The following is a 23,284-nucleotide window of genomic DNA, read 5'->3' on the forward strand; positions in this document are numbered from 1 at the left end:
ATGAATCAAAATCACAATCAATCAGAATATAAACCAGAATATTCAACTAGAAAAAACACACATAAAAGAAAAAAAGCGAACACCTTTTATTTATCCCTTATATCACTGGTTATGCTTGGCGGTGTAATTTATTTATTAACGCCTCCCGGTGAACAAGTCGCAAATTCTATTAAAACAAAAGTAAGTGTTAGTATTTCTGATATTTTCAAAAAGAATGAATCCTTAGCAGTAACGAAACAATCTAATATATCTAAAAAAAATGCAAACAACACCGAACAAACAGCTGACAAACCCACTGAAGCATCCAACAATCCGAACTATGAACTAGAAGTGATTGCTTCAAAGGATAAAAAGGAAGCAAAAGCATCTGCTATAGATAATGGAGAGGTTCTTATCCTTGAACAAGATGACATTACTTTGAATGGTGTTTATGGTGGTCGTGATTTTTATTTCACATTACCTCGAAAAAATATAGGAAATAAAAGTTATCTTGAACTTGTCGTTAGTTCATCTGATCTTTTAATAGAAGACCTATCTTCATTAACAGTACTTATAAATGAACAACCGATTCAAAGCATCTCTATAAAAAACAGCCTTGAATTCAAATCGATTAAGATACCACTTCATCGTGATTTTTTAACCGATGGTGTGAATAAAATTAGCATTCAAACACAAACGTATATTAATACTGATGTATGTTTTGATCAAATAGATGCGGCTAATTGGATGATTTTACACAAAACATCTTATGCTTTCATCGATACCAAAAAATCGAATGATACAAAAGACTTATTAAACTTTTACCCGTATCCATTTGTAACACCAGGAACACAGGAAGAAATTCACACTTCTATTGTAATACCTAATAACAGTAGCGGTGATGTTATGAAAGCCGCGTTGCAATTGGGACAATATTTATCTAAACAAACAACCGCAAAAAACATCGTACCTATATTCTTTGAGAATGAGTGGAATGACAACATTAGTGAACATGTCATTGCACTTGGAGAACTCGATGCATGGGAAGATAAAATTGCTAATAAAATTACATTCAAGGACATTTCTCTACAATCTAACGAATTGTACTTAACGAATGTATTAGAAAAAAGTGAAAAATCATCAAAACAAGTATTATTTGTTACTGCAAATAATGAACAGACATTAATTGAAAAAAGCACTATCTTAACCGATGATAAACTAGTTTCACAATTGACTGGGAATGCGTTAAAGATTGGTAGTATGCCTGAAATAGATCCATCTATCGCAAAAGCGGAACGAACGTTACCACTTGTGAATGAACCTATTACTTTAAATGACTCCCAATTAAATTCCGAAACATTTTATTTAGACATTCCTTCTTATTGGAATATAAAAAATGAAGCAACGTTAAATTTATCATTTCGCGCGTCACCTTTACTAAAAGAATGGAATGATAGCAATCTAGAAAATCAACTAGGGTTGACCGTGTACATTAACGACGTACCACACACAGTCCCATTGGCAAAAGTATTAAAAGGCGAAGTTGAGAATGAAAAAAATGTATACAATTATTCATTTAACGTTCCAACAGAGCTTTTATTAAATCAAGAATTAGTTGCGATTCATTTTGAATTTAATAATCCAAACACACCTGAAGAATGTCGACAAAGATACAAAAGTGGGAATTGGGTAACGATAGAAAAAGATAGTGTCCTTGATGTTCCACATGAAATTGATGACAACCTTTCATTTACGAATTGGCCTGCTCCATTGATCAAAACAGAACAAAATAATTATGATGATGTAGCCTTCGTTATACCTGAAAGTATACAAAAAAATGGATTGAATCAGATTGCGTTGTTAGTTAATAATTTAGCAAGCCATTATACATTCAACAACTACCAAATTGTTCGTGGAAATTTAGATGAACTAGATCAGGACATTCGATCAGAACATCATCTTGTTATTTTAAAAGCAGCAAACGACAATTTCTACGGAGATAAAAATCAATTAATTGTTCCGTGGTCAACTGAAGGGAAACCCGATTTAGCTTCATTCGGTTTTATTACTGAAACAGCAAGCTATGTTTCTTGGATGCAACCTTCCATTTGGAATGAAGAGAAAACGATGGTGTTCTTTAAATCCTTAGATACTGATGAGGAAGCACCCTATATTCATAAAGAATTCTTTCAATCTTTAAGTACAATTGACTCTTCTAAACAAAGCCAAATTTTAGTTATTAATAAGGCTGATGAAGTAAATTCCTTTGGAAATGATGAGAACAATAAAAATGAAAAAGTAGTTCAAGAATCAGTAAATAATAATACTAAAATCTTAATCATTGTCTTTTCTACCATTTTATTGGTAGGAGTTATTGTATTCTTAATTATTTGGAGAAAAAAGAAAAAAAATGAATAACAAAGTTATGTTTATGACAAAATAAGATACTCCCCTTAAGTGTAGGCAGATTAAAAAATAAAAATCTGTTTCTATACTAAGGGGAGTTAATCATGTTAAATAGTACGTTTATACTAATAAGTAACTGGATAAGTAGGACATTCTCAATTTAGCTTACCTATCTGTTTGCTTGAGATAACAACTTATACTACAAAACCATTTGTAAAGCCCTTAAAGTAAAAAACATCTCTAAGAAAGATTATTCCTTAGAGATGTGGTAATTATTTATCTTTACTGCTTATTGGGCTTGTTTTTGTTGCAAACGTTTAATGTCCATTCTTATGACTAGAGATAATATCAAGGCTACTAAACATAATATTGTAAATAGAATTAACGTTCCACTATATTTTCCTGTCAAATCATAAATAAATGAAAGAATTAAAGGACCTGCCATTCCAGCCATCGCCCAGGCAGTTAAGATGTAACCATGAATAGCACCTAACTCTTTTGTTCCAAACATATCCCCTATATAGGCAGGAATCACCGCAAATCCCCCACCATAACAAGTCATAATGATATAAATTAAAATCATATACAATAGAGGGACTTTTGTGAAATATAACAGAATGAGGACAATAACATTTAACACAAAAAATGTTGTAAATGTGTTTGGGCGTCCAAAATAGTCAGAAAGTGTTGCCCAGAAAAACCTTCCACCACCATTAAAGAAGCCCATCACTCCAACCATTGTAGCTGCAGTAACTGCAGTCATACCAGTAATCTCTTGAGCCATAGGTGATGCTACTGAAACAAGTGCAATTCCGCATGTAATATTAATAAATAACATGAACCACATTAACCAGAAACGACGAGTTTTAACAGCTTGATTCGCTGTTAATTGTGACAAATCTTTTTGAATAACAGCTTTCGATTCATCACTTCCCTCTGAACCTTCAAACCCTTTAGGTTTCCAATCTTTTGGTGGTTTTTCTAAGTATAGAGAAGCTAAAAACATGACAACGAAGTAACTAATTCCCAAAACAAAAAATGTATTCGATACGCCAATACTATTTATCAATTGTTGAGCAACAGGTCCGGTGACAAGTGCAGCAAAGCCAAAGCCCATAATTGCTAATCCTGTTGCCAATCCCCGTCTATCTGGAAACCACTTGATCATCGTTGATACAGGTGTTACATAACCTGTCCCCAAACCAGCGCCACCTATAACCCCATATGTGATATATAATAACGGCAGTGATTCGAATTTTATTGCAAATCCCGTACAAGCTATCCCTAGTCCAAATAGAATGGCTGCAACCATACCTGATTTTTTAGGGCCTTGTTTCTCAACAAAATGTCCCATAAAAGCTGCTGATGTCCCTAAAAAGAAAATTGCCAGACTAAAAGCAAAAGAAATTTGGGCAGTTGACCAGCCTGTTAAATCTGATATAGGGATAGTAAATACACTCCATGCATAGGCTGAACCGATAGACAAATGTATTGCTACACCTGCTAACGCTATTAACCATCTATTTTTAATTCCTTTTTTATTTTCCAACGTCTATACGTTCCCCTTTTCATTAGAAGTAATGTAGTTAAAGTATAAGAAGAAAGATACACCTAACTGCTTATGTTATATGTAGTTCATGCTCACATCCATAAGAACTATTTATAACACTTAAAAAGAGCTGTAGCGTCGTAATCAATATTGATTCTACAGCTCTTTTAAAAAATAATTTTTAGTTAAATTTTATACTTGCCACGGTCTAGTACTAACTGGAGATTTCTTCAGTCTTTTAGGCAGTTGATCTCTTTTCATGACCTTAGGCGTTTTTCCTCCTGATTCTATCTGCTTTACCCTTGCATCTACTTTATAAACAATAGGAGGAGCAAAGACCCTTTTAGATTTCATTTTACAAGAAGGACATGCAGAATATTGTTTATTCCCTTTACTGCTAGTATGCCATTCTGTAAACACACCACATTTTTCACAATTAAACGTATAGTTTGGCAACTGGAACTCCTCCTAAAAATGTCATAAAATAGTTTCACTCAAATACACTTATTCAAAATCTTTTATTACACCTTTTTTGAAAATTTCTTTAGGTATTCCAATTGTACAAACAGCGTTTGGAATATCTACTACACTTGCTAATGTAGCTTCAACAGGAGCTGCCGTAAGAAGCATATATGCTTGTTCTCCAGTGTATCCTAGTGTTTTCATGTAATCAATCGCATTTAAGCATGCATTTTTAAATGCTACGTTAGTATCTAAATATTTTTGTTCTCCTGTGTTACGGTCAACTGAAATTCCTTGGAAAACAAGTAAGTCTTGATAATTTGGATCTACTGGACCTGGCTGATAGATAGGATTATTTTTGATGTTATATTTTTTGGCCCCACCTTTTATTACATTAACACGTAGATCAACAAACCCTGACATTTCTATTCCACCACAAAAGGTAATTTCCCCATCCCCTTGTGAAAAATGTAAGTCTCCAACCGAAAGTTTCGCTCCATCTACATACACTGGAAATAGTGTTCTTGATCCTTTTGAGAGGTTTTTAATATCACAGTTACCACCATTCTCTCTAGGTGGAACAGTACGAGCTCCTTCGCTTGCAACTCTATCAAAATCTTCACCCTCTAAACTACCTAACACGATAGCCTTTTCTGACGGTAAGTTCGCTAACTTCGGCACACGATTTGGATCTGTATCAACTAACTCTTTTTCTCTTCTATTCCATTCATCTAATAATTCTTGAGAAGGGGCTACGCCAAGAATTCCAGGGTGCATAATTCCGGCAAACTCGACTCCAGGAATGTGTCTTGATGTTGCAAATATACCATTAAAATCCCAAATTGCTTTTTGAGCTTCAGGAAATTCATCAACAAGGAAACTACCTCCATTTTCTTTTGCAAAAACGCCAGTATGTCCCCAATCAGTTAATGGGCCGATGTCTAGTATATCTACAACTAATAAATCACCAGGTTCTGCTCCGTTGACATGCACTGGTCCACTTAAGACGTGCACTCTTTCCAAGATGACATTTCTAACATCTGAAGGATCATCATTATTTTTAATTTGCCCATCAGTCCATTCAATACACTCTAGCCTAAATGACTCACCCGGATCAACAGAGAAAACTGCTGGGATATCAGGGTGCCAACGGTTATGACCTGGCACCTCTTGCTTATCCATTGTTTTGCTCAAGTCCACTTTGAAATGTTTTTTTGTCATTCTGACCACTCCTCTATTATGATGAAATATTTTGAATAGACTCTCGCTATTGCTTAGTTGTACTGATGAAGAGATACCTTCATACGAAAACGCTTCCACAATAAAGTGAAAACGCTTACAAAAATAAACTTTAATGTAGGGCAAACTTATGAATGCCCTTACAAATATTTATTTTATTGTAATTTAGTCAGTTTAAGCATTTGGTAGAGTCTATTAAATGCTAGTCTACGTCCTATATCAAAATAAGTCAAGCTATATTTCTATCAAACGATTAAAAAGAAAAATTAAGACTTAAATTAAAAAGATTCTCATTTGTTTTATTACTTGAAGTGTGCACCACTTCGAAAGGATAAAGGGCTCATCCTCTTTTCATTGCTTTTTAACCCTTACCATTACATGTAATATAAACAACACGACAAATCAAAAAGAAAAACTGGAGTACAAGAGATTCTGGATAAACGTTTCACAACTCATGCTTACATGAACTATTTGTTTTCAAAACGACAAGTAATAGGTACCAAATTGCTAAGTGACTTCCTTATCATTATAAAAGATACTTTAATTAAATTATTATTGTTAACTCAAAGGTAAAAACACCTCTTGACATGGTAGGAGAAAACTAACAATTTCACTTAAAAACTATTATGCGTAAAATAATTTCAAGACGACCATATAAAATTTACACAAATTAATTGTTTTTGAAAAAAACTTAGGTTAGTTTCTAAAGTTCTTCTGCGTTTGATTCTATTACTCTTTTAAACCAATAAAAGCTTTTTTTCTTATATCGCTTTAAGTCCAGTAACTCACTCTCACAACGATTGACATAAATCAGTCCATAACGTTTTGACATTTCGCCTTTTGAACTAAGTATATCTGTTGATCCCCATGTCAAATAACCAATCACATCAACACCTTCTTGCATGGAGATTTTCATCTGCTCTATATGCTGTTTCAAATAATCAATTCGATAGTAATCATCTACGAAATTGTCTTGATTCAATTTTTCTCTGACACCAATGCCATTTTCGGTAATAAAGATTGGTAGTTTATAACGCGCATAAATATCTTTTAAAGCAATTCTTAATCCGATTGGATCAATTACCGCACCCCATTCACTCATTTGTAAATGATGGTTTTTCATCATGCTGGTAAAAAGATTATCATCACCAGTATACTGTACTACTCTACTTTGATAATAACTAATGGATAAGTAGTCTACGATATTTTCCTTTAACAAAGCTACATCATCACGATGCATCTTCAGTACCCTATTCTCTTGTTCTAACTTAGCTGTAAAATAGCTAGGATATTCACCAGTTGTGAAAATATCAAGATAACAATCAATTAATAATTGTTTTACTTCGACATTGGCTAACACATCTACTGGCTCTGGGTTTGCTGGATAAGTTAAAAAGTAAGAAATCATACCACCCATTTTCGCATCTGGAATAATCTCACGCATCGCCTTTGTTGCTTTTGCATGGGCGATCAGTACATTGTGACAAAGCTGGTATTTTAACGGTTCCGAAAGGTTTTGATCCAGCACACCCCAATATTCCGGGTTAAGTAAAACCACATTTATCTCATTAAACGTGAGCCAATATTTAACTTTATCCTTATAACGATTGAAAACACATTTGGCATAGGCTTCGAACAAATCCACTACTTTTCTTGAAGCAAAACCGTTATACTTCTCAGCTAAAACTAGAGGTAAATCAAAGTGATACAATGTAATAACCGGCTCGATCCCATTTGCAAGTAATTCGTCAAAAAGCACATCATAAAACTGTAATCCTGCTTCATTCACTTCTCCTTCACCATTAGGAAAAATCCTTGACCAAGAAATACTTGTACGATACGCACTGTACCCCATCTCTTTGAATAGCGCAATATCCTCTTTAAAGCGATGATAAAAGTCTACCGCTGTTGTCCAATCGGAGTAACCTTCTGGAACTTCTCTTGCATCTATAATTGACAGGCCTTTTCCATACGAATTTGCTGCACCTTCTGTTTGGAAGGAAGTAACTGCTCCACCCCACATAAAATCTTCTGGTACAATACTTTTCGATTGCACGTTGTTCGCTCCTCTTCCGCTTTACTTTTTAGACACAGATTTACTTGCTCAAAATTAATGCAACCTCAGCAATTAGCTACTACGCAATTGTTTTTTAAGGCCATATACAGCACCTAATAGATTAGCATTTTGCCTGAATTTACAGATATCTACAATTGGTCTGACTGTCGCTTTAGGCATCGTTTTTAAAAATCTATCTAATTTATCATAAATACGATCAATTAAATCTTCTCGAGCACTTATACCACCACTCAACAAGATAACCTCAGGATCATAAACATATTGCAAATTAAATATACCTAATGCTAACAAATGAAAGAAATCATCAATGGCTTCGATACAAATCTCATCTCCAGCCTCTGCTAAGCTAAAAATTTCTTCACCTGACAATGCATCAACTGAAAGGTTTTTTCTTTTTGCTACTTTTCTTATCATCGAAGCTGTTGAGTCCATTCGAGTCCAAGCCTCTCCAGCTATCTCTTTATTTACACTCAATAGCATAAATCCAAATTCTCCACCGTGAAGATTTGCTCCTTTATGCAATTTTCCATCCTTGATTATAGCACCACCAATTCCGGTGCCAATAGCCATGACAATAACATCTTTCTTTCCTTTTGCAGCACCAGCCCAGACTTCCGCATAACCAGCACAATTCGCATCATTTTCCATATACACCGGTAAATTTGTTCCTTCTTGAATTAATTCTTTCATATTTGGCCCATGTATATAAGAAATAGCACTTGCACCATAAACAACACCATCATCTGAAACAGCACCTGGTATGCTTACAGCTACTCCTTTTGCATCGTTATGTAGTTCCGCATAGAGTTGTATCATTGTTAATAAATCTTCCAATTCTTTTGGTGTTTTAGCCTTTTGATGTTCTAAAATATTACTTTCACTATCAATAAGTCCATATTTTATATACGTACCACCAATATCAAATGCAATAAATTTATCCATGATTGTACCTCCTCGTATTTTTAAATATTATTACTCAAACAACTTATCACTTAGTGAAAGTGATAAGTTGTTATATCGTTATTACTTAAATTGCGGAACAAATTCCTTATGTGCTTCTAGCATTTCATCGAGTATTTGTTTTGCTATCGTATCCGATGGAACTAGCGGGTTGATCGTCATTGCTAAAAGAGCTGTATGGTAATTACCTGTTACAGCAGCATCAATCGTCGTTCTTTCAAAGGATTTTATTTGCTGTACAAGACCGAGAACGGGGATAGGTAAATCACCAATTGCAAAAGGTTTAGGGCCGTTTTTAGTAATAACACTACTAACCTCTATAACAGAATCAGACGGAATACTTGCAATAGCCCCTTTATTAAGCGTATTCACTGTTTGAATATCACCTTTATCATTGTAAATCGAGTTAATTAAGTTACAAGCTACATCACTATAATAAGCACCACCACGTTGTTCTAATTCCTTTGGTTTTTCCCGCAAATTTTCATTCTTATACGTTTCAAATAGCGTTTCTTCTAACTTTTGAACAACTTTTGCTCGAACACCTGATTCCTTAAGGTCGTTTAATTCTCCTTCTAACATTTCTTTTTGTTTATAATAATATTTATGATATGGGCATGGAAGAACCTTTAATCCTTTAATAAAATCAGGTTCAAAGGATACACTTTTAATATTTTTCATATTAATTTCACTTGCATCAGCAGCAATTTTATCAATCGCTTTTTCGGTAATATCCTCTCCATCTAGGTAGATCGTTAAGCCAAACACCATATGATTTAGTCCACCAAAGTCAATACGAATTCGCTCTGCATCTACCTCAAGGGATTTCGCCACTCCTCTTTCCATACCAATTGGAACATTACACAAACCTATAACTTTCTTCCAATTTGTATACCTGAAAATGGCTTCCACAATCATCCCAGCTGGGTTTGTGAAATTGATTAACCATGCATTCGGGCATAACACTTCCATTTCTTTCACAATTTCAAGCATGACAGGTATGGTACGTAATGCTTTAAACAATCCTCCAGGTCCATTTGTCTCTTGACCAATCACATCATACTTTAGTGGTATTTCTTCATCTTTTGCTCGTGCTTCTAGTTGTCCAACCCTAAATTGAGTAGTCACAAAATCAGCATCCTTTAAGGCTGCTTGACGATCTAAGGTCAAATGTATTTCCATTGGAATATTAGCCTTCTCTACCATTCGTTTAGCCAGATTTCCAACAATATCTAATTTTTCTTTTCCTTCCTCAATATCAACAAGCCATAGCTCGTTGATTGGTAATGTATCATACCTTTTAATAAATCCTTCAATTAATTCAGGCGTATAACTAGAACCGCCACCTATCGTTACAACTTTCAATCCATTCTTTTTCATACGTTACTCCTTTCATTTAAAAATGTATTAAATCTTTGACTTTCTGCTGAATTTCCAATTTTCACAACAAAAAACATCGCTACACTTATCCCAAAAAAGAAAGTAATCCCCGGGATGAAGGCAATGGCAAGTACGAATGCCATAAACACCATCACATAGCCTACATTATTTTTTGGCAATACCCACACGAATGCGAATGATCGTTTTACCTGATACAGCATTGATTCTCCGGATTCAAAATACTGAAAAAAGTGAATCATACTTAAAAATACCAAACCTAGCATACCTAATACTAAGGCTTTCATATATAACGATTGGAAAATCAATAGATTCATACTTATGAGGATATACATAAGTGAAAATACGATTCCAGCACCGCTTAATTTTAAAAAAGCATGCGTAAAAGCATTTCGGAATATACGAAATGCTTCTACAGCTGATAGATCTTTTTCTTTTAAAACCGTAATAAGCGCATGCGTGGCAGGGAAAACTCCTAAAACGACCAAACCTAATAGACTAAACAACACCCACAGAACTTGTAAATAGGCAAACCAATATATTTTTTGAATAACGATAGCATATTTTGAAAGAATCGTATCCAACTGCCACACCACCTTATCTATTGATCATTATCCTTTTACCGAACCAGCTACCATACCCTTCATAATCTGTTCTTGGAACATTAAATACATTACAATAGTTGGTAAAACAGCAATTGTCATTGCTGCCATGGTCAGCGCATAATCTGTACTAAATCCGTCTGAGAATATCGCTAAGCTAAGCGGTAATGTTTTTAATGAACTATCATTAATAAACACTAATGCAAAAACAAATTCATTCCAATATCTTAAAAATGCTAGAATTGCTACAGTTGATAATGCAGGAACACTTAATGGAAGCATAATTTTGAAAAATATCCCCCAGTAGCCACTTCCATCAATAAACGCTGCTTCTTCTAATTCTTTAGGGATCGTACTCATATAAGCAACTGTTAAAAAGATGGCAATCGGAAGCTCAAATGCAGTGTATGGCAAAATCAGTGCCCAATAACTATCTAGAAGTCCAACTTCATTCATCATTGTAAACAAAGGAACTAACGTACTATGAACAGGAATTAACATACCTAGCAAAAAGAATACGACTAAAAACCCTTTTAGTTTAAATGTAAATCTTGATAACACATAAGCAGTTAGTGCACCTAAAAATATAGTCAATACGGTGGCCGTAACTGTAACAATGGTTGAGTTAATCATTGCCTGACCGAGATTAGCCACATCCCACGCTCGTTGAAAGTTTTCAAACGTAAAATTGGTTGGGAAAGCATATGGTTGTGTAAAAAACTCTTCATTCGTTTTAAATGAGCTAGTAATTAACCAATATAACGGATACACCATTAGTAAAGAAAATGCAGTTAAAAACAATATTCTAATGGTTTTAAATAATCCCGTTTTTAATGAAAAACCCAAAGAGGAATGCTTGTTATATGTTTCCGTACTCATCTGATCAACACCTCCTTAGTCCTTTCTTCTCATTAAAACTTGACTTATTAAAATTAAAATTAAACTGAGAATAATAATCATGGTTGATATTGCAGATCCAAATCCATAGCGATACACCAGAAAAGTATTATTGTACATGTAGGTAGCCAAAATTTCAGTTGATTGTGCTGGTCCCCCACCAGTCATAACAAACACTTGATCAAATGCTTTTAAACTACCAGAAATACATAGTACAATTACGACTTTAATAGTTCCCCACATATTCGGCAAAATAATGTAGAATAGTTTTTTCCAACCAGTTGCCCCATCAAGTAAAGCAGCTTCTTCAATTTCTCCAGGAATATTCTGTATCGCAGCAATAAAAATGATTAAATATGGTCCGATGTAGTTCCAAATAATCGGAACTGCTACTGCATACATATTCACATCCGGATCAGCCAACCAAGCTCTAGTCCATGATTCAAGACCAACAGATCGTAATACTGCATTAATCACGCCTAGGTCAGGATCAAAGATGTAACCCCAAATCAAACCTACAACTACAGTAGATATAACCATTGGTAAAAAAACAGCTGAGCGAACAAATCGTTGGAACATATTACTTTTTCTTAATAACAACGCAAGCCCTAATGCAATTGGCACTTGCCCTAACACAGATGCCCCTACAATAATTAAATTGTTCTTAAATGCCTTCCAAAATATTGGGCTTTGAACAACCTCAATATAGTTTTGAAAGCCGATAAATGTCGCATCTCCAAGACCTGACCACTCAAAAAAACCGTAATAAGAAGACCAGAAAATTGGAATGATGACGAAAAAGCTGTAAAGCAAAAGGGCTGGAAGTAACGTAATTACTAACAATCCTCTTAACTTCAAACTAGATTGCATCATATTCCCTCCCTTTGCTTTTTAATTAATTATTTGCCGTTTGTGCTTTTTGAATATCTTGTGCTACTTTTTCAACATCTCCACCTAGCATGATTTCTTGAAGGCCGTTATTAACTGCTTCTCCACCTGCAGATGTTAAATGCAAATCATATACAGGTGCAAACGATGCACTTTTGACAAGGTTAAATGCTTCATAGAAAAGTGGGTTTACTGTTCCTTTATCAAGTTCAAGGTCATACATTACCATCGAATTACTTTCAGCAATTGTATTTTGCGCATCTGCATTACTTAATGTGTAAATTAGATCCATTGCGGCTTCTTTAGCAGCACCTTCTGTTTTACTACTTAACAAATATCCGCCACCAGGTCCACCTGTAATTGTGTTTCCTGCACCTTTACCATCTTCTATAGCTGGTACGGTTGTAATACCAATGTTTTCTAATACATCTTCAGATACGGACGCTGCCAAACTACTAATCGTCCACGAACCGTTAATCATCATTGCTGCTTTCCCCTGTGCAAAAGATTGTTCTGCTTGTGTATTGTCCATGCTGTTTGCTCCTTCAGCATACGCGTCATGATCAACAAGCTCTTTAAAGTGATTTAGTGCCTCAATAAAAACGGGGTCTGTAAATGATGCACCATCTTGATTCACCGCATCCATAAACCATTCTGTACCAGTTACTCGATCAGCAATAGCGCCAAATGTTGTTGATTGTGCAACCCAAGGTGCCTTGTTCCCCATTGCTAACGGTGTAATTTCTTTACTATTAAATGTATCAATTACTTCTATAAACTCATCCCATGTTGTAGGAACCTCTATATTATTTTCCTCAAATAATTGCTTGTTATAATACATGAACGATGTTGCAGACATTGCGACAGGTGCGGAGTATAATTCTTCATCATAGTTGTACGGTTCTAGTGCGCCTTTTAGGAACGAATCTTTCCATTCAGGGTTATCATCAAATAATGGTGTGATTGGCTGGATGAGATCACTTTTATGAAATTCATCTGTAAAGCTACCAGCATACGTTAAAAATATATCCGGAAGCTCATCAGCGGCTGCAACCGTACTAATACGTTGGCGATATCCATCAACTGGAATTGCTTGTTCATCAATTTCAATTTCTGGGTTATCTTCTTGGAATTGTGCAATCATATCTCTTACAGATCTTGCACGTAAATCATCTCCCGCGAAGTTATGCCAAATGGATAATTTCACTTTGTCATCGTCACCATTTGCTTCTTCCTTTTCTCCGTCGCCACCACATGCCACTAGAGCAAGGAGAAGAACTAACATCATAGCTAACAACTTTTTCATAATTAACCACTCCTTTTTTTATGTTCTACACTCATTTTATAATAGCGCTTTCATTATCGTAAGGTAGGGATTCTAAAGATGAAGGGAGACAAATCAAAGTGGATAAATTATACACTCATAATAAAAGCCCGAACCTGCTACACATGAGGTTCGGACTTGCTTCTCGCTGAGCGCTTAACCTGTGATTCGTCTCCTTAATAACAACTAATTCACTCACTTTTCTACAAAGGCAAACGTACTCCATGGCTTGATATAATCTAACAAGAATAGATTATCAGGGCTAACTTTTGCAACGAGATTCTTCCTCGAATCTTCCGGCATTTCTTTTAATACAATTTGTAGCTCCGCTTTATATTTCCCAAACGAATCATTACCAATCACAATATCACCCACTTGTTGCTTTTCAATTGAAAGTGTTGGTATCGAGCTGTGCGCATATTTTTTTCTTACTTCTGTTGAGCGAACTAAATATTCACTAATATCGCCTCGTCGAACATGCAATTCGTTTAAAATAATTTGTTTTTCTGTATCAGATAACTTATCTTCTAATTCAATTTCAAACTCTAATAAATAACGATTTAGCTTTCCTAATCCAATTATTTCTTCCTCACTTGCATAAGCATTTCCAATAATGACATCATCAATCAGTTCTGTCGCCCATAAGTGTTTTGCTTGCATTTGTATTGGTAAATCTCGATGTTCTTCTAAGGTACAAAGACCGTCATTTATATCCCAAGGACCTATTGTTGCATTGGAAGATGAAACAAATGCAGCTGTTCGAATACCGTGTTCTTTAAATCTCTTTGAGCATCTAACAAAAAAATCATACGAAATTCCTGTATATTTTTGGGGGTAAAAATTATGACAACCAATTATGCAGTGCTTATTTGGTTGATGTGAAAGGATATTGTTTAAATAATCAATGTCATTACTCATATTTAATTCAATTTTTAAACCGTACGGGTTATACGTTAATGCTGCTTCTCCTTTCCCATCAAAAGCAGCGTCTAAACGAATGCCATCTGCTCCTAACTCAGCGAAGAAGCTTAAATCATCATAACCGATACCTAATCGATCAAACACTGTAGGTGTCACATCGAGAATAACTTCTAATTCCAATCCTTTTGCATATAAAATAACGTCTTTAAAGACCTTTATCATTTCCTGCTTCGGCTGTTCTGCTGAAAGTAAACATGTAAACACGCGAGAAAAACCATTTTCTTTAGCTAATTTTAAATATTTCTTATCTTGTTCTAAAACAGATTTTTCAGGATAAATGGAAACACCAAGTTTTCGCATATCATACTATCTCCTTTAAGTACCGTTTATTTATTTTGCACATGTTGCTCGCGATATTGTGTAGGTGTCATTTTGTAATGTTTTTTAAAGATTTTAGTGAAATATTTACTGTCATTATAACCGACTAATTTCGTAACCTCCTTCACATTAATCGATGTATGCACTAGATAATCAGCGGCTTTTTTGATACGTAAATCAGTTAGTAATTCCACGTAGGACTTGCCTGTTTTTCTACGTATTACTACACTTAAGTAATTTGGATGTACAGGGATTTTTTCAGCTACTTCTTTAAGTGACAATGGTTCCCCAAGATGGCTTTCCATATAGATGATAGAATCTTCCACATAGTTTGTACTTTTTTGATAACATGATTTAAAATTTTTAGATATAATTAATAATAATGAAAACAACTCTTTCTTTGGTTGTTGAAACCACTTATGGAAAGGAGGTATCGAATCATAATTTTCGATACTTTCCTTTTGCCCATATTGATGAATAAATCGAATGCTGTCCACATATAAATGTTGCACATAAAATTGAATCGATTCAGGTGTAGCCTGTGAATGAGATATTAACCAATCAATGAAATCAGAAACCCATTCTTTCAGCTTTTGTTCATCACCATCTTTCATACATTTAATCAATTCATTTTTGTTCCTTGTCATATGTTCGGTATACGAAATTCCTTTACGATCTATAATATCATTTTCCATCAACATGGTATTATTTGTTAAAATCCATTGATATGGTATAAAAGAAACGACTTGTTTGTATAAATTAGACAATTCGTCAAGAGAACTTACAGCAGAGCTCATAATAATCGGCTTACCATATATTTGCTGCACTTTCCTAGAAGCAATTTGTAATAAATAATCATCCTTTAAATATTTTTTACGTTTTAACAGAATCAAGGTATGATTTTGATAACTAAACCACTTCCCGTTGATATAACTGTTCCATATTTCTTCATGTACTTGAATATCATGAGAATTTGTAGCGACGTCAATAAGAAGTAGTTGGTACGGTGGTTCTTTTAAAACAGGAATCGAATCACTTAAAGCGACTTGATCAACAGTTTTTAACTCATTTCGCAATACGCCTGTTAAGTGATCGACAACTGCGCGTTCAACTTCGGATTCTTTTAATTGATCATATTCTTTTGCTTTCTCTAATCGTTTTTTTGCTCTCTCTACCGCAGCGATAATCTCTTGAGGAGAGCTCGTTTTTAATAAATAATCACAAACATTTTGGCGAATCGCTTCTTGGATATACTCAAATTCATCGTAACCAGTAAGCAAAATAGATTCGATTTGATAATGACTTTGCGCAATTTGCGAAACCAATTCTAACCCTGACATCCCTTTCATTCGAATATCTGTAATTAATATGTCTGGGCATTCTTCCTCTATTTGTTTTAATACTTCTTCCGCAGAAGAAACTGGTTGGAGTAAAGTAAAACCCAATTCAGCCCACGGTATCACATTGGATATACCTTCTCTTATTATAATTTCATCATCCGCAATCAAAACTTTCATCATTTGATCCCTCCCTTTATTGGAGTAGAAAAACTGATTACTGTTCCTTTATTTACTTCACTTTCAATATACAACCCTGACGACTCACCAAAATGTAACATTAATCGTAAATTCACATTACGAAGACCATAATTCTTACCTACAACAACTTCTGTATGTTGATCATTGACAAATTGATCATTCAGTTCTTTAACCTTCTCTTCTGGAATGCCAATACCATTGTCTCTTACTTCAAAAAACATACATCCATCTCGCTCTGTCGCTATTACATCAAGTATTCCATAATGATCATCGATGGAAAAGAATCCATGATTAATACTGTTTTCTATTAATGGCTGAAGAACAAGCTTTAACATCACATGTTGCTTTAGCTCATCCGGGATGGCTAAATTGAGCTCAAAGCTATCTGGGTAGCGAACTTTCAAGATTTCCAAATAATGAATGAGATTCCCTACTTCTTGTTCAACGGTGCAATATTCATTCCCTTTGTTAAGACTAAATCGTAAAAACTCACTTAAATGAGAAACAACTTTAACAATATCATGCGATTTTGTACTTAATGCAATCCAATGAACCGATGCTAACGTATTGTATAAGAAGTGTGGATTTATTTGTGATTGTAACGCTTGTAAATCTAATGTCCGCTTAATTGATTCATTCTTTTTTACTTCATCCATAAGGGTAGCAATTCGTTGATTGAGATCATTATAACTTGTTATTAAATCACCAATTTCATTATCAGAATAGGATACGACAGTTTGTATACGATCTCCAGGATTCGATTTCTGAATTGATTTAGTTAAAGAAGTCAATGGCTTAAATACCTTGGATATGAAAAATATTACTAAACTTGTAATGAGTATCGCTGCCAATGCAACAAAATAGGTGGTCAATGATAAAACATATTGATTTTGCGAACTATATTCCTTAAATGGTATGACCTCTACCAATTCCCAGTTTACAGAGGGTATCTTTCGTGTGAAAACAGTTGCTCTTTCACTAGCAAATTGGTAAACAAAGCTTTGGTCACTATCCCAATTTTCGACAGAATCACTCAATTCTCCCATGTCTAATTCCATCGGTGCAGGGTTTGTGTTTTGCGCTAATACTTGACCATCGTTCATAATTAGTACCGATCCGCTCCACTCCAGATCAATTGAATCTAAATACTCCGTTATTACTTCTTGGCTCAAACTAATTGACAAGTAACCAGCCAACTCATAATTATACGTACTGCGAATCGGTCTTGTTAGCGTAATCATTTCTTTTCTTCCATCTAGTGTCTGATTCTTTTCTTTAACAGACCACCATTGCCCCTTTGTCATATGATCCGTCTCTATTTTAATATCTTCTGCAATTAACGATGTGGCTATGGTCGCGTTTCCATTTATCGGTGTTATTTTAATATTCTCAATATACCGTTTAGAGAAGGCAAGATTCGACAAAAATCCATATATATCTCTTTGTTGTGCAATAAGGTTTTCTTTTTCTCCTAAATAATCCTGAACAGACTGATGTCCAATTAAAAAAACCGAAATATTCTCAATATCACTTACAATAAATTCGATTGTATCTTGAAGTTGATCAATTGAACTCTGCCCTGAAATAGCGGCGCGTTCTTTTGAGACTTGAATCGTCATCACATATGCAAAGATACCTAACAAACATACTGGAATCAATACAACCATTAATATAAAAACAGTTAGCTGATTTTTCAAAGAACGACGAAACCATTTCTTCATAGTATGCAAATCCTTCTCTTTGAATTAATAAAAAATGTAGCTCTTGTTTATTTTGCTCATGACGTTCTATCAGCAAATTTATCTTTCTATCTATTTACCATACTACCTTCTTAAATCATGTTATAATATGTTGATAAAGTTATGGTTGGATTGATTGGTATGTCGCTATAATGATTTGTAATTAAATAAGAAATCTTTCCTCATAAATTTGTATCATTATATGTCACAACATAATTGTGATTTTCAGTATTATAGTACCCTTCACTATATTCGACAACTTTCCCATTTTCATCACTTGAACGTCGTATTCTTTTCAATACAGGCATACCTTCCTCTATTTGTAATACCTCACTAACCCGAGAAGGTACAACGGAAACTGAAAATTCATCACGAAAAGATTCTAGCCGAATATTAAACTGCTCTAAAAAACGATATAACGAGGATATTTGAGCATACTTTAGCTCTTCATCACTTAAAGGTAATAAAACGAAGTGATTAAAATAAATATATGGATTACCGTTCAAGAAATATACCCGCTCCACCTTAACACAATAATCACCAAATATAGCATGAAGCGGAGAATCAAGTGATAATGGAACCCGCTTTACACTTAATATTTTTTTGGTCATTTGGTGTCCTTCTTCTACTAAAACTTCTGTAAAGCGCTTTCCCTTAGAAAGTCGAGCCCCGGCAGTATTTGCAATTACTTTTGTTCCTTTTCCACTTTTCTTCTGAAGATACCCCTCTTGAACTAATTCCTTAATTGCATTCCTCACTGTGATTTTACTAACTTCAAATTCAGCTTCTAATTGAGGCTCAGATGGAATTTTTGTATTTAATGGATATTCACCATTTAAAATACGATCCTTTATTATCTCTTTAATCTGCAAATACAATAAACCTTTGCTTCTTTTAATCTCCATTACTAGTCTCCTAACTTACCTTTTAATATCTGCTGTCGTTCCTATCATGGCAGACATAATTTCTGCTTCTGTTGACATCGGTGTATCACCAGAAATTGTACACGCTAGCATACCTGAAGCAACAGCGAATTCTACTGTCTTTTTTTCTGAAAAACCAGCAAGCTCCCCGTGCAAAACACCACTTGCAAATGCATCGCCAGAACCGATTCGATCATAGACAGAAAAAGATCGATTCTCTGAAAATACAAAAGTATTATTTTTATACATATACCCTCTTAATACATGTGTATTATCGCTATTAATCTTTCGATGCGTTCCTGCTACCGTTTTAATATTAAACTTTTCCGCTACCATAGGAATAAGCTCTTTTAATTGTTCTTCTTTTGTTGTTTTAGCTGTTTCCATCCCCAAAACAAACATGGCATCCTTTTCATTCATCAGAACAATATCAGCTATAGCGAGCATGTCTTCGTAATGTGGTTTGGCTTGTGCATAACTACCTTCCCATAAAGATGGGCGATAATTACAATCAAAGCAGACGATCCCACCTTTTTCTTTTACTTTCTTAGCCAAAAGCTTCATATTCTCACGCACTTGATCAGTCATAGCTAATGTAATTCCACAAAAATGAATCATATCAGCTTTTTCAGCAATTTCATCCATATCATAGTCCGCTACGTTGGCTGTATTAAAGCTACTTTCTAAACGATTGGTATACGTTACACGACTAGGACGTTGGGCAAAACCATTTTCTAAAAAAAACATTCCAATATATTTATCGCCTCTAGAAATGAAATCTTTTTGGATCCCTAACCGTTGTAAAAAAGATATAGCTGCATCTCCCAATGGATTATCTGGAATTTTTGTGGCGAGGTACCCGTCATAACCTAGCTTTGTCATGGCAGAAGCAACGTTTACTCCCGTTCCTGAAAAGGAGTATTGTAAAGCATTTGCTTGTGTTAACAATTCATAACCTGGGACTGTCAGACGCATCATCACTTCTCCAAATGCGATTATTTTTTTAGCCATATTTCGTAACCAAACCTTTCGTAATTGCTAATAATTCCTTTACATCTTCCTCATTTGTATCACCTGTTTCTTTATCAATAATTGACGAATAAACATGGGGAATAATTTTAGGTACTTTTGCTTCTAATGCAATTTCTAATATGGTTGAAAAATTACCTAAATCAATACCACCAGTTGGTTCTAAAGCAAAACCCTCTTCACCACAAGCTTTTGCCACTGCACGAAACTCATCTTCATGGTTTAGCCCTTTCATTGGAAAGTACTTCAGTGCATTACCACCCATATCACGCACAAGAGAAATGGCTGCTTTAATTGGAACGATTGCCTTATCTTCTATTCTACCACTTAGTGGGCCAGTTGAGATATTGACATAACCAACTTTTCCTGTTGGAGACACTAGTGAGTTAATCCAACTATCTTGTTTATCTAAATTAGCTCGTGTTGCTCCTACCGATGGAAAAACTTGGTTGACATGACTACCCGGATAAAATTTTACGATTTCTGCGACTACAGCAGCCTGTTTATTGTCACCTGCTCCCAATCCAATGGAAACAGCTTGATCAATGGCTGCTCCATATTCTTTCATTGCTACAACAGCTTCATCAACAGTATTATAATCTTTAGAAAGGACTCCAACTAAAACATGTCCTTCTGCCGCTTCGAAAACCTTCTTTGCATTTTCAATACTACTTGCTAAAACATTTAATGCTACTCGATTTTGATAAAAATATTTTTCTATGTTCATTATTACTCTCCTCCTAATAAAATATCTTTTAACCTGTCTTTAATTATATGAATCTCGTCAGCTTTTAATGGGCGAGGGTCAATATCAAAGAAACCTTGTCGCACACCGTAATCTCTCGTATAAATGGCAATCTCACCATTTTTCAGCTTATCATTTACTTCTTGTGCTGTTGTATGTGCATGTACTGGGTCAATATGTACTCTCCCTCTAAATATTGCTCTCCCTGCTTCATCTTGAACTATTTTTACCTCCACTCCGTTTATAGCGTCAAGCGGCTGTAACACTGCAAGGCTTTCCTTTTCTTTTTCGCTGTTATCTTGTTTAACAAAAAACTCATCCAGTGCTTGTAATAAGCCAAAGGTCGATTCCTTTCCAACCTTCATACTTCTGCCAATACCATGTAATTGAACTTTTAGCCATTCAATATATTGTTTTTTACCAGCAACAATTCCGGAAGTAGGCCCTTCAATTGCTTTCGATCCACTATAAATAGCTAGGTCAGACATTGTCACATATTTCTTTACATCTTCTTCAGCAGCAGCATCCACAATTAGCGGAACCTGATTGTCTTGAGCAACTCTCCACGCCTCTTCCACAGAAATCATATTTTTTTGTACAGCATGATGAGACTTTACATATAGAATTGCAGCAGTGTTTTGATTAATCGCATCGGCAATATGAGTCGCTTTCCCTTCATTAGCATACCCTACCTCTACTAAGTTTCCTCCCCCAAGGTGCACCATTGTTTCAATAGGAGCACCGTATTGGACATTATGACCTTTAAGCAAGATAATTTCATTTTTCAGTATTGCTTCTTGATGCAACCGCTCACTTTTACGACGATTCCCTTCCGTAATAATCGCTGCTACAGATAACGCAATACCACTTGACGCAGAGTTAACAACAACCGCCGCTTCTGATCGAAGGAGATTAGCAATATGTTCTCCGGCCTTATCGACTAAATCAGCTATTTCCACATAATTTTTCCCACCTGTTTTCATTGCTTCCATCACCGTATCAGATGGAGCAGAGACACCTAAAATACTCATTCTTCCACTTGCATTAATTACTCTTTTTAATCCATATTTAGCATTCAATGAATTGTCCATTAACAACAACTCCTTTTACTTTAATTTGTTTATCACAAAAACGTTCTAGCCCATCTGAATCTGTTAACTTTATTCGTTGATCATCCACAGAAAATAGGGTGAGATTCGCCACATCTCCAATAACAACCCTTCCTAATTCAGGTTTATTTAACCACTTTGCAGCATTTACTGTAACAGCATCAATCACATCTTTTAAAGCGTAACCTAAATATAAGAACTTAGTTAAGGTATCAGCTAAACTATAAACAGGTCCATGCAAACGATTTTTTCGATAAATATCAGTACTTATTGTATGGAGCGGAATACCATGTTCTTTTGCTTGTTTTGCTGTTGGAAATGAAAAGCTCGCATTGCCATGTCCTACATCTAAGTGAATCCCTTTCTTCATGGCTGCTAAAAATTCAGGAAGTGGCTCTCCGGCATCGTTAAATAAATTATTTTTTTTACCGTGCAAATAATGGGTGATAACATCTTTTTTCTTAAGCAGCTCAAGGACTCCGGTTATATCCGGCGGGCCTGAACCGATATGTACCATCAACGGTAAGTTCGTTGCATTAGAAATTTTGCGAGCTATTTCTAAAGGCTCCAAACCGTTTTCTCCCACCACACTGTTGCTGATTCTAGCTTTCAATCCAACAATAAAATCTTGATATTTCTCTACGACTGTTTGAACTTCCTCTTCATTTAACCAAGCCAAATCAGATAACTCATCAATTCGCTGCAAGCCAATTTTAGAAATATTTAAAAATGCAAACACATTTGTTTTAGCCAATTTTGAATGCGCAATCAAATCATGAATTCGATCAGTTCCAGTACTTCCAGCATCTACAATTGTTGTCACACCTAATTTATAACCAATTTCATCTATTTCATCTCCATAAGGATTAAATTCATGAAATGCGTGTACATGCATATCAATCCAACCACTAGAAATATATGCGTTCTGGTCAAAATCTATTATTCTATCCCCCTTCCCTGTATTGGGTGCCGCAATTTCTACAATCTTATTATTAGCAATTACAAGATCAATCGTTTTTTCATCTGTCGTTTTCACATTCCGTAACACAAACCTATCCTCCATGTTATCATCCCTTTTTTAAGCCTGTTTGTAAACGCATTATTTTTGTTGTGTTAAAATT

At 35.0% G+C, this 23,284-nt stretch carries 19 protein-coding genes; 1 reads left to right on the forward strand and 18 read right to left on the reverse strand.

Annotation, left to right across the window (positions count from 1 at the left end; all coding sequences use genetic code 11):
- Complete coding sequence (locus tag ACH6CY_RS02675; protein ID WP_374065688.1) at nt 1-2,397, forward strand: cellulose biosynthesis cyclic di-GMP-binding regulatory protein BcsB; 2,397 nt, start codon at nt 1-3, stop codon at nt 2,395-2,397.
- Between the two features lie 277 nt (nt 2,398-2,674).
- Here ACH6CY_RS02675 and ACH6CY_RS02680 read toward each other — a convergent pair whose 3' ends face one another.
- The 18 genes from ACH6CY_RS02680 to ACH6CY_RS02765 form a co-directional block, all read right to left on the reverse strand.
- Nucleotides 2,675-3,934 (reverse strand): L-lactate MFS transporter, encoded by a 1,260-nt coding sequence (locus tag ACH6CY_RS02680; protein ID WP_374065689.1) that lies wholly within the window; start codon nt 3,932-3,934, stop codon nt 2,675-2,677.
- Nucleotides 3,935-4,126: 192 nt separating this feature from the next.
- Nucleotides 4,127-4,390 carry a zinc ribbon domain-containing protein gene (locus ACH6CY_RS02685; RefSeq protein WP_374065690.1) on the reverse strand — a complete coding sequence of 88 codons (264 nt, stop codon included), beginning with the start codon at nt 4,388-4,390 and terminating at the stop codon, nt 4,127-4,129.
- A gap of 48 nt (nt 4,391-4,438) precedes the next feature.
- Complete coding sequence (fmdA, locus tag ACH6CY_RS02690; protein ID WP_374065691.1) at nt 4,439-5,617, reverse strand: formamidase; 1,179 nt, start codon at nt 5,615-5,617, stop codon at nt 4,439-4,441.
- Between the two features lie 721 nt (nt 5,618-6,338).
- Nucleotides 6,339-7,691: a glycoside hydrolase family 1 protein gene (locus ACH6CY_RS02695; RefSeq protein WP_374065692.1), complete on the reverse strand. Its 1,353-nt coding sequence runs from the start codon at nt 7,689-7,691 to the stop codon at nt 6,339-6,341.
- A 72-nt stretch (nt 7,692-7,763) separates the two neighbouring features.
- Nucleotides 7,764-8,654: an ROK family protein gene (locus ACH6CY_RS02700; protein WP_374065693.1), complete on the reverse strand. Its 891-nt coding sequence runs from the start codon at nt 8,652-8,654 to the stop codon at nt 7,764-7,766.
- An 81-nt stretch (nt 8,655-8,735) separates the two neighbouring features.
- A complete protein-coding gene (locus ACH6CY_RS02705; RefSeq protein ID WP_374065694.1) occupies nt 8,736-10,052 on the reverse strand; it encodes a 6-phospho-beta-glucosidase in 1,317 nt (438 codons plus the stop codon).
- Nucleotides 10,049-10,654, reverse strand: coding sequence for a DUF624 domain-containing protein (locus ACH6CY_RS02710; RefSeq protein WP_374065695.1), 606 nt, complete (start codon nt 10,652-10,654; stop codon nt 10,049-10,051). Before ACH6CY_RS02710 ends, ACH6CY_RS02705 begins: the two co-directional genes overlap by 4 nt.
- A gap of 27 nt (nt 10,655-10,681) precedes the next feature.
- On the reverse strand, nt 10,682-11,551 hold the full coding sequence (locus ACH6CY_RS02715; RefSeq protein ID WP_374065697.1) for a carbohydrate ABC transporter permease: 870 nt from the start codon (nt 11,549-11,551) through the stop codon (nt 10,682-10,684).
- 15 nt (nt 11,552-11,566) lie between these two features.
- Nucleotides 11,567-12,439 carry a carbohydrate ABC transporter permease gene (locus ACH6CY_RS02720; protein WP_374065698.1) on the reverse strand — a complete coding sequence of 291 codons (873 nt, stop codon included), beginning with the start codon at nt 12,437-12,439 and terminating at the stop codon, nt 11,567-11,569.
- 25 nt (nt 12,440-12,464) lie between these two features.
- Entirely contained in the window at nt 12,465-13,763 is a 1,299-nt protein-coding gene (locus ACH6CY_RS02725) for an extracellular solute-binding protein (protein ID WP_374065700.1), read from the reverse strand.
- A 213-nt stretch (nt 13,764-13,976) separates the two neighbouring features.
- Nucleotides 13,977-15,062, reverse strand: coding sequence for a DUF871 domain-containing protein (locus ACH6CY_RS02730; RefSeq protein WP_374065701.1), 1,086 nt, complete (start codon nt 15,060-15,062; stop codon nt 13,977-13,979).
- 26 nt (nt 15,063-15,088) lie between these two features.
- Nucleotides 15,089-16,600 carry a response regulator transcription factor gene (locus tag ACH6CY_RS02735; RefSeq protein WP_374065702.1) on the reverse strand — a complete coding sequence of 504 codons (1,512 nt, stop codon included), beginning with the start codon at nt 16,598-16,600 and terminating at the stop codon, nt 15,089-15,091.
- Nucleotides 16,597-18,339: a cache domain-containing sensor histidine kinase gene (locus ACH6CY_RS02740; RefSeq protein WP_374065703.1), complete on the reverse strand. Its 1,743-nt coding sequence runs from the start codon at nt 18,337-18,339 to the stop codon at nt 16,597-16,599. Before ACH6CY_RS02740 ends, ACH6CY_RS02735 begins: the two co-directional genes overlap by 4 nt.
- A 200-nt stretch (nt 18,340-18,539) precedes the next feature.
- The gene (locus ACH6CY_RS02745; protein ID WP_374065704.1) at nt 18,540-19,262 is read right to left on the reverse strand and encodes a GntR family transcriptional regulator; all 723 of its coding nucleotides are present in this window, start codon (nt 19,260-19,262) and stop codon (nt 18,540-18,542) included.
- A 15-nt stretch (nt 19,263-19,277) separates the two neighbouring features.
- Nucleotides 19,278-20,291 (reverse strand): sugar kinase, encoded by a 1,014-nt coding sequence (locus ACH6CY_RS02750; RefSeq protein WP_374065705.1) that lies wholly within the window; start codon nt 20,289-20,291, stop codon nt 19,278-19,280.
- Nucleotides 20,284-21,039, reverse strand: coding sequence for a 2-dehydro-3-deoxy-phosphogluconate aldolase (gene dagF / locus ACH6CY_RS02755; protein ID WP_374065743.1), 756 nt, complete (start codon nt 21,037-21,039; stop codon nt 20,284-20,286). The genes ACH6CY_RS02750 and dagF overlap by 8 nt, the downstream gene beginning before the upstream one ends.
- Entirely contained in the window at nt 21,039-22,145 is a 1,107-nt protein-coding gene (locus tag ACH6CY_RS02760; RefSeq protein ID WP_374065706.1) for a DgaE family pyridoxal phosphate-dependent ammonia lyase, read from the reverse strand. The genes dagF and ACH6CY_RS02760 overlap by 1 nt, the downstream gene beginning before the upstream one ends.
- The gene (locus ACH6CY_RS02765) at nt 22,123-23,226 is read right to left on the reverse strand and encodes an amidohydrolase/deacetylase family metallohydrolase (RefSeq protein ID WP_374065707.1); all 1,104 of its coding nucleotides are present in this window, start codon (nt 23,224-23,226) and stop codon (nt 22,123-22,125) included. The genes ACH6CY_RS02760 and ACH6CY_RS02765 overlap by 23 nt, the downstream gene beginning before the upstream one ends.
- Between the last annotated feature and the right edge of the window lie 58 nt (nt 23,227-23,284).

Origin of the sequence: Paraliobacillus sp. JSM ZJ581 (genome assembly GCF_044383835.1) — a bacterium.
Classification (GTDB): Bacteria; Bacillota; Bacilli; order Bacillales; family Amphibacillaceae; genus Paraliobacillus.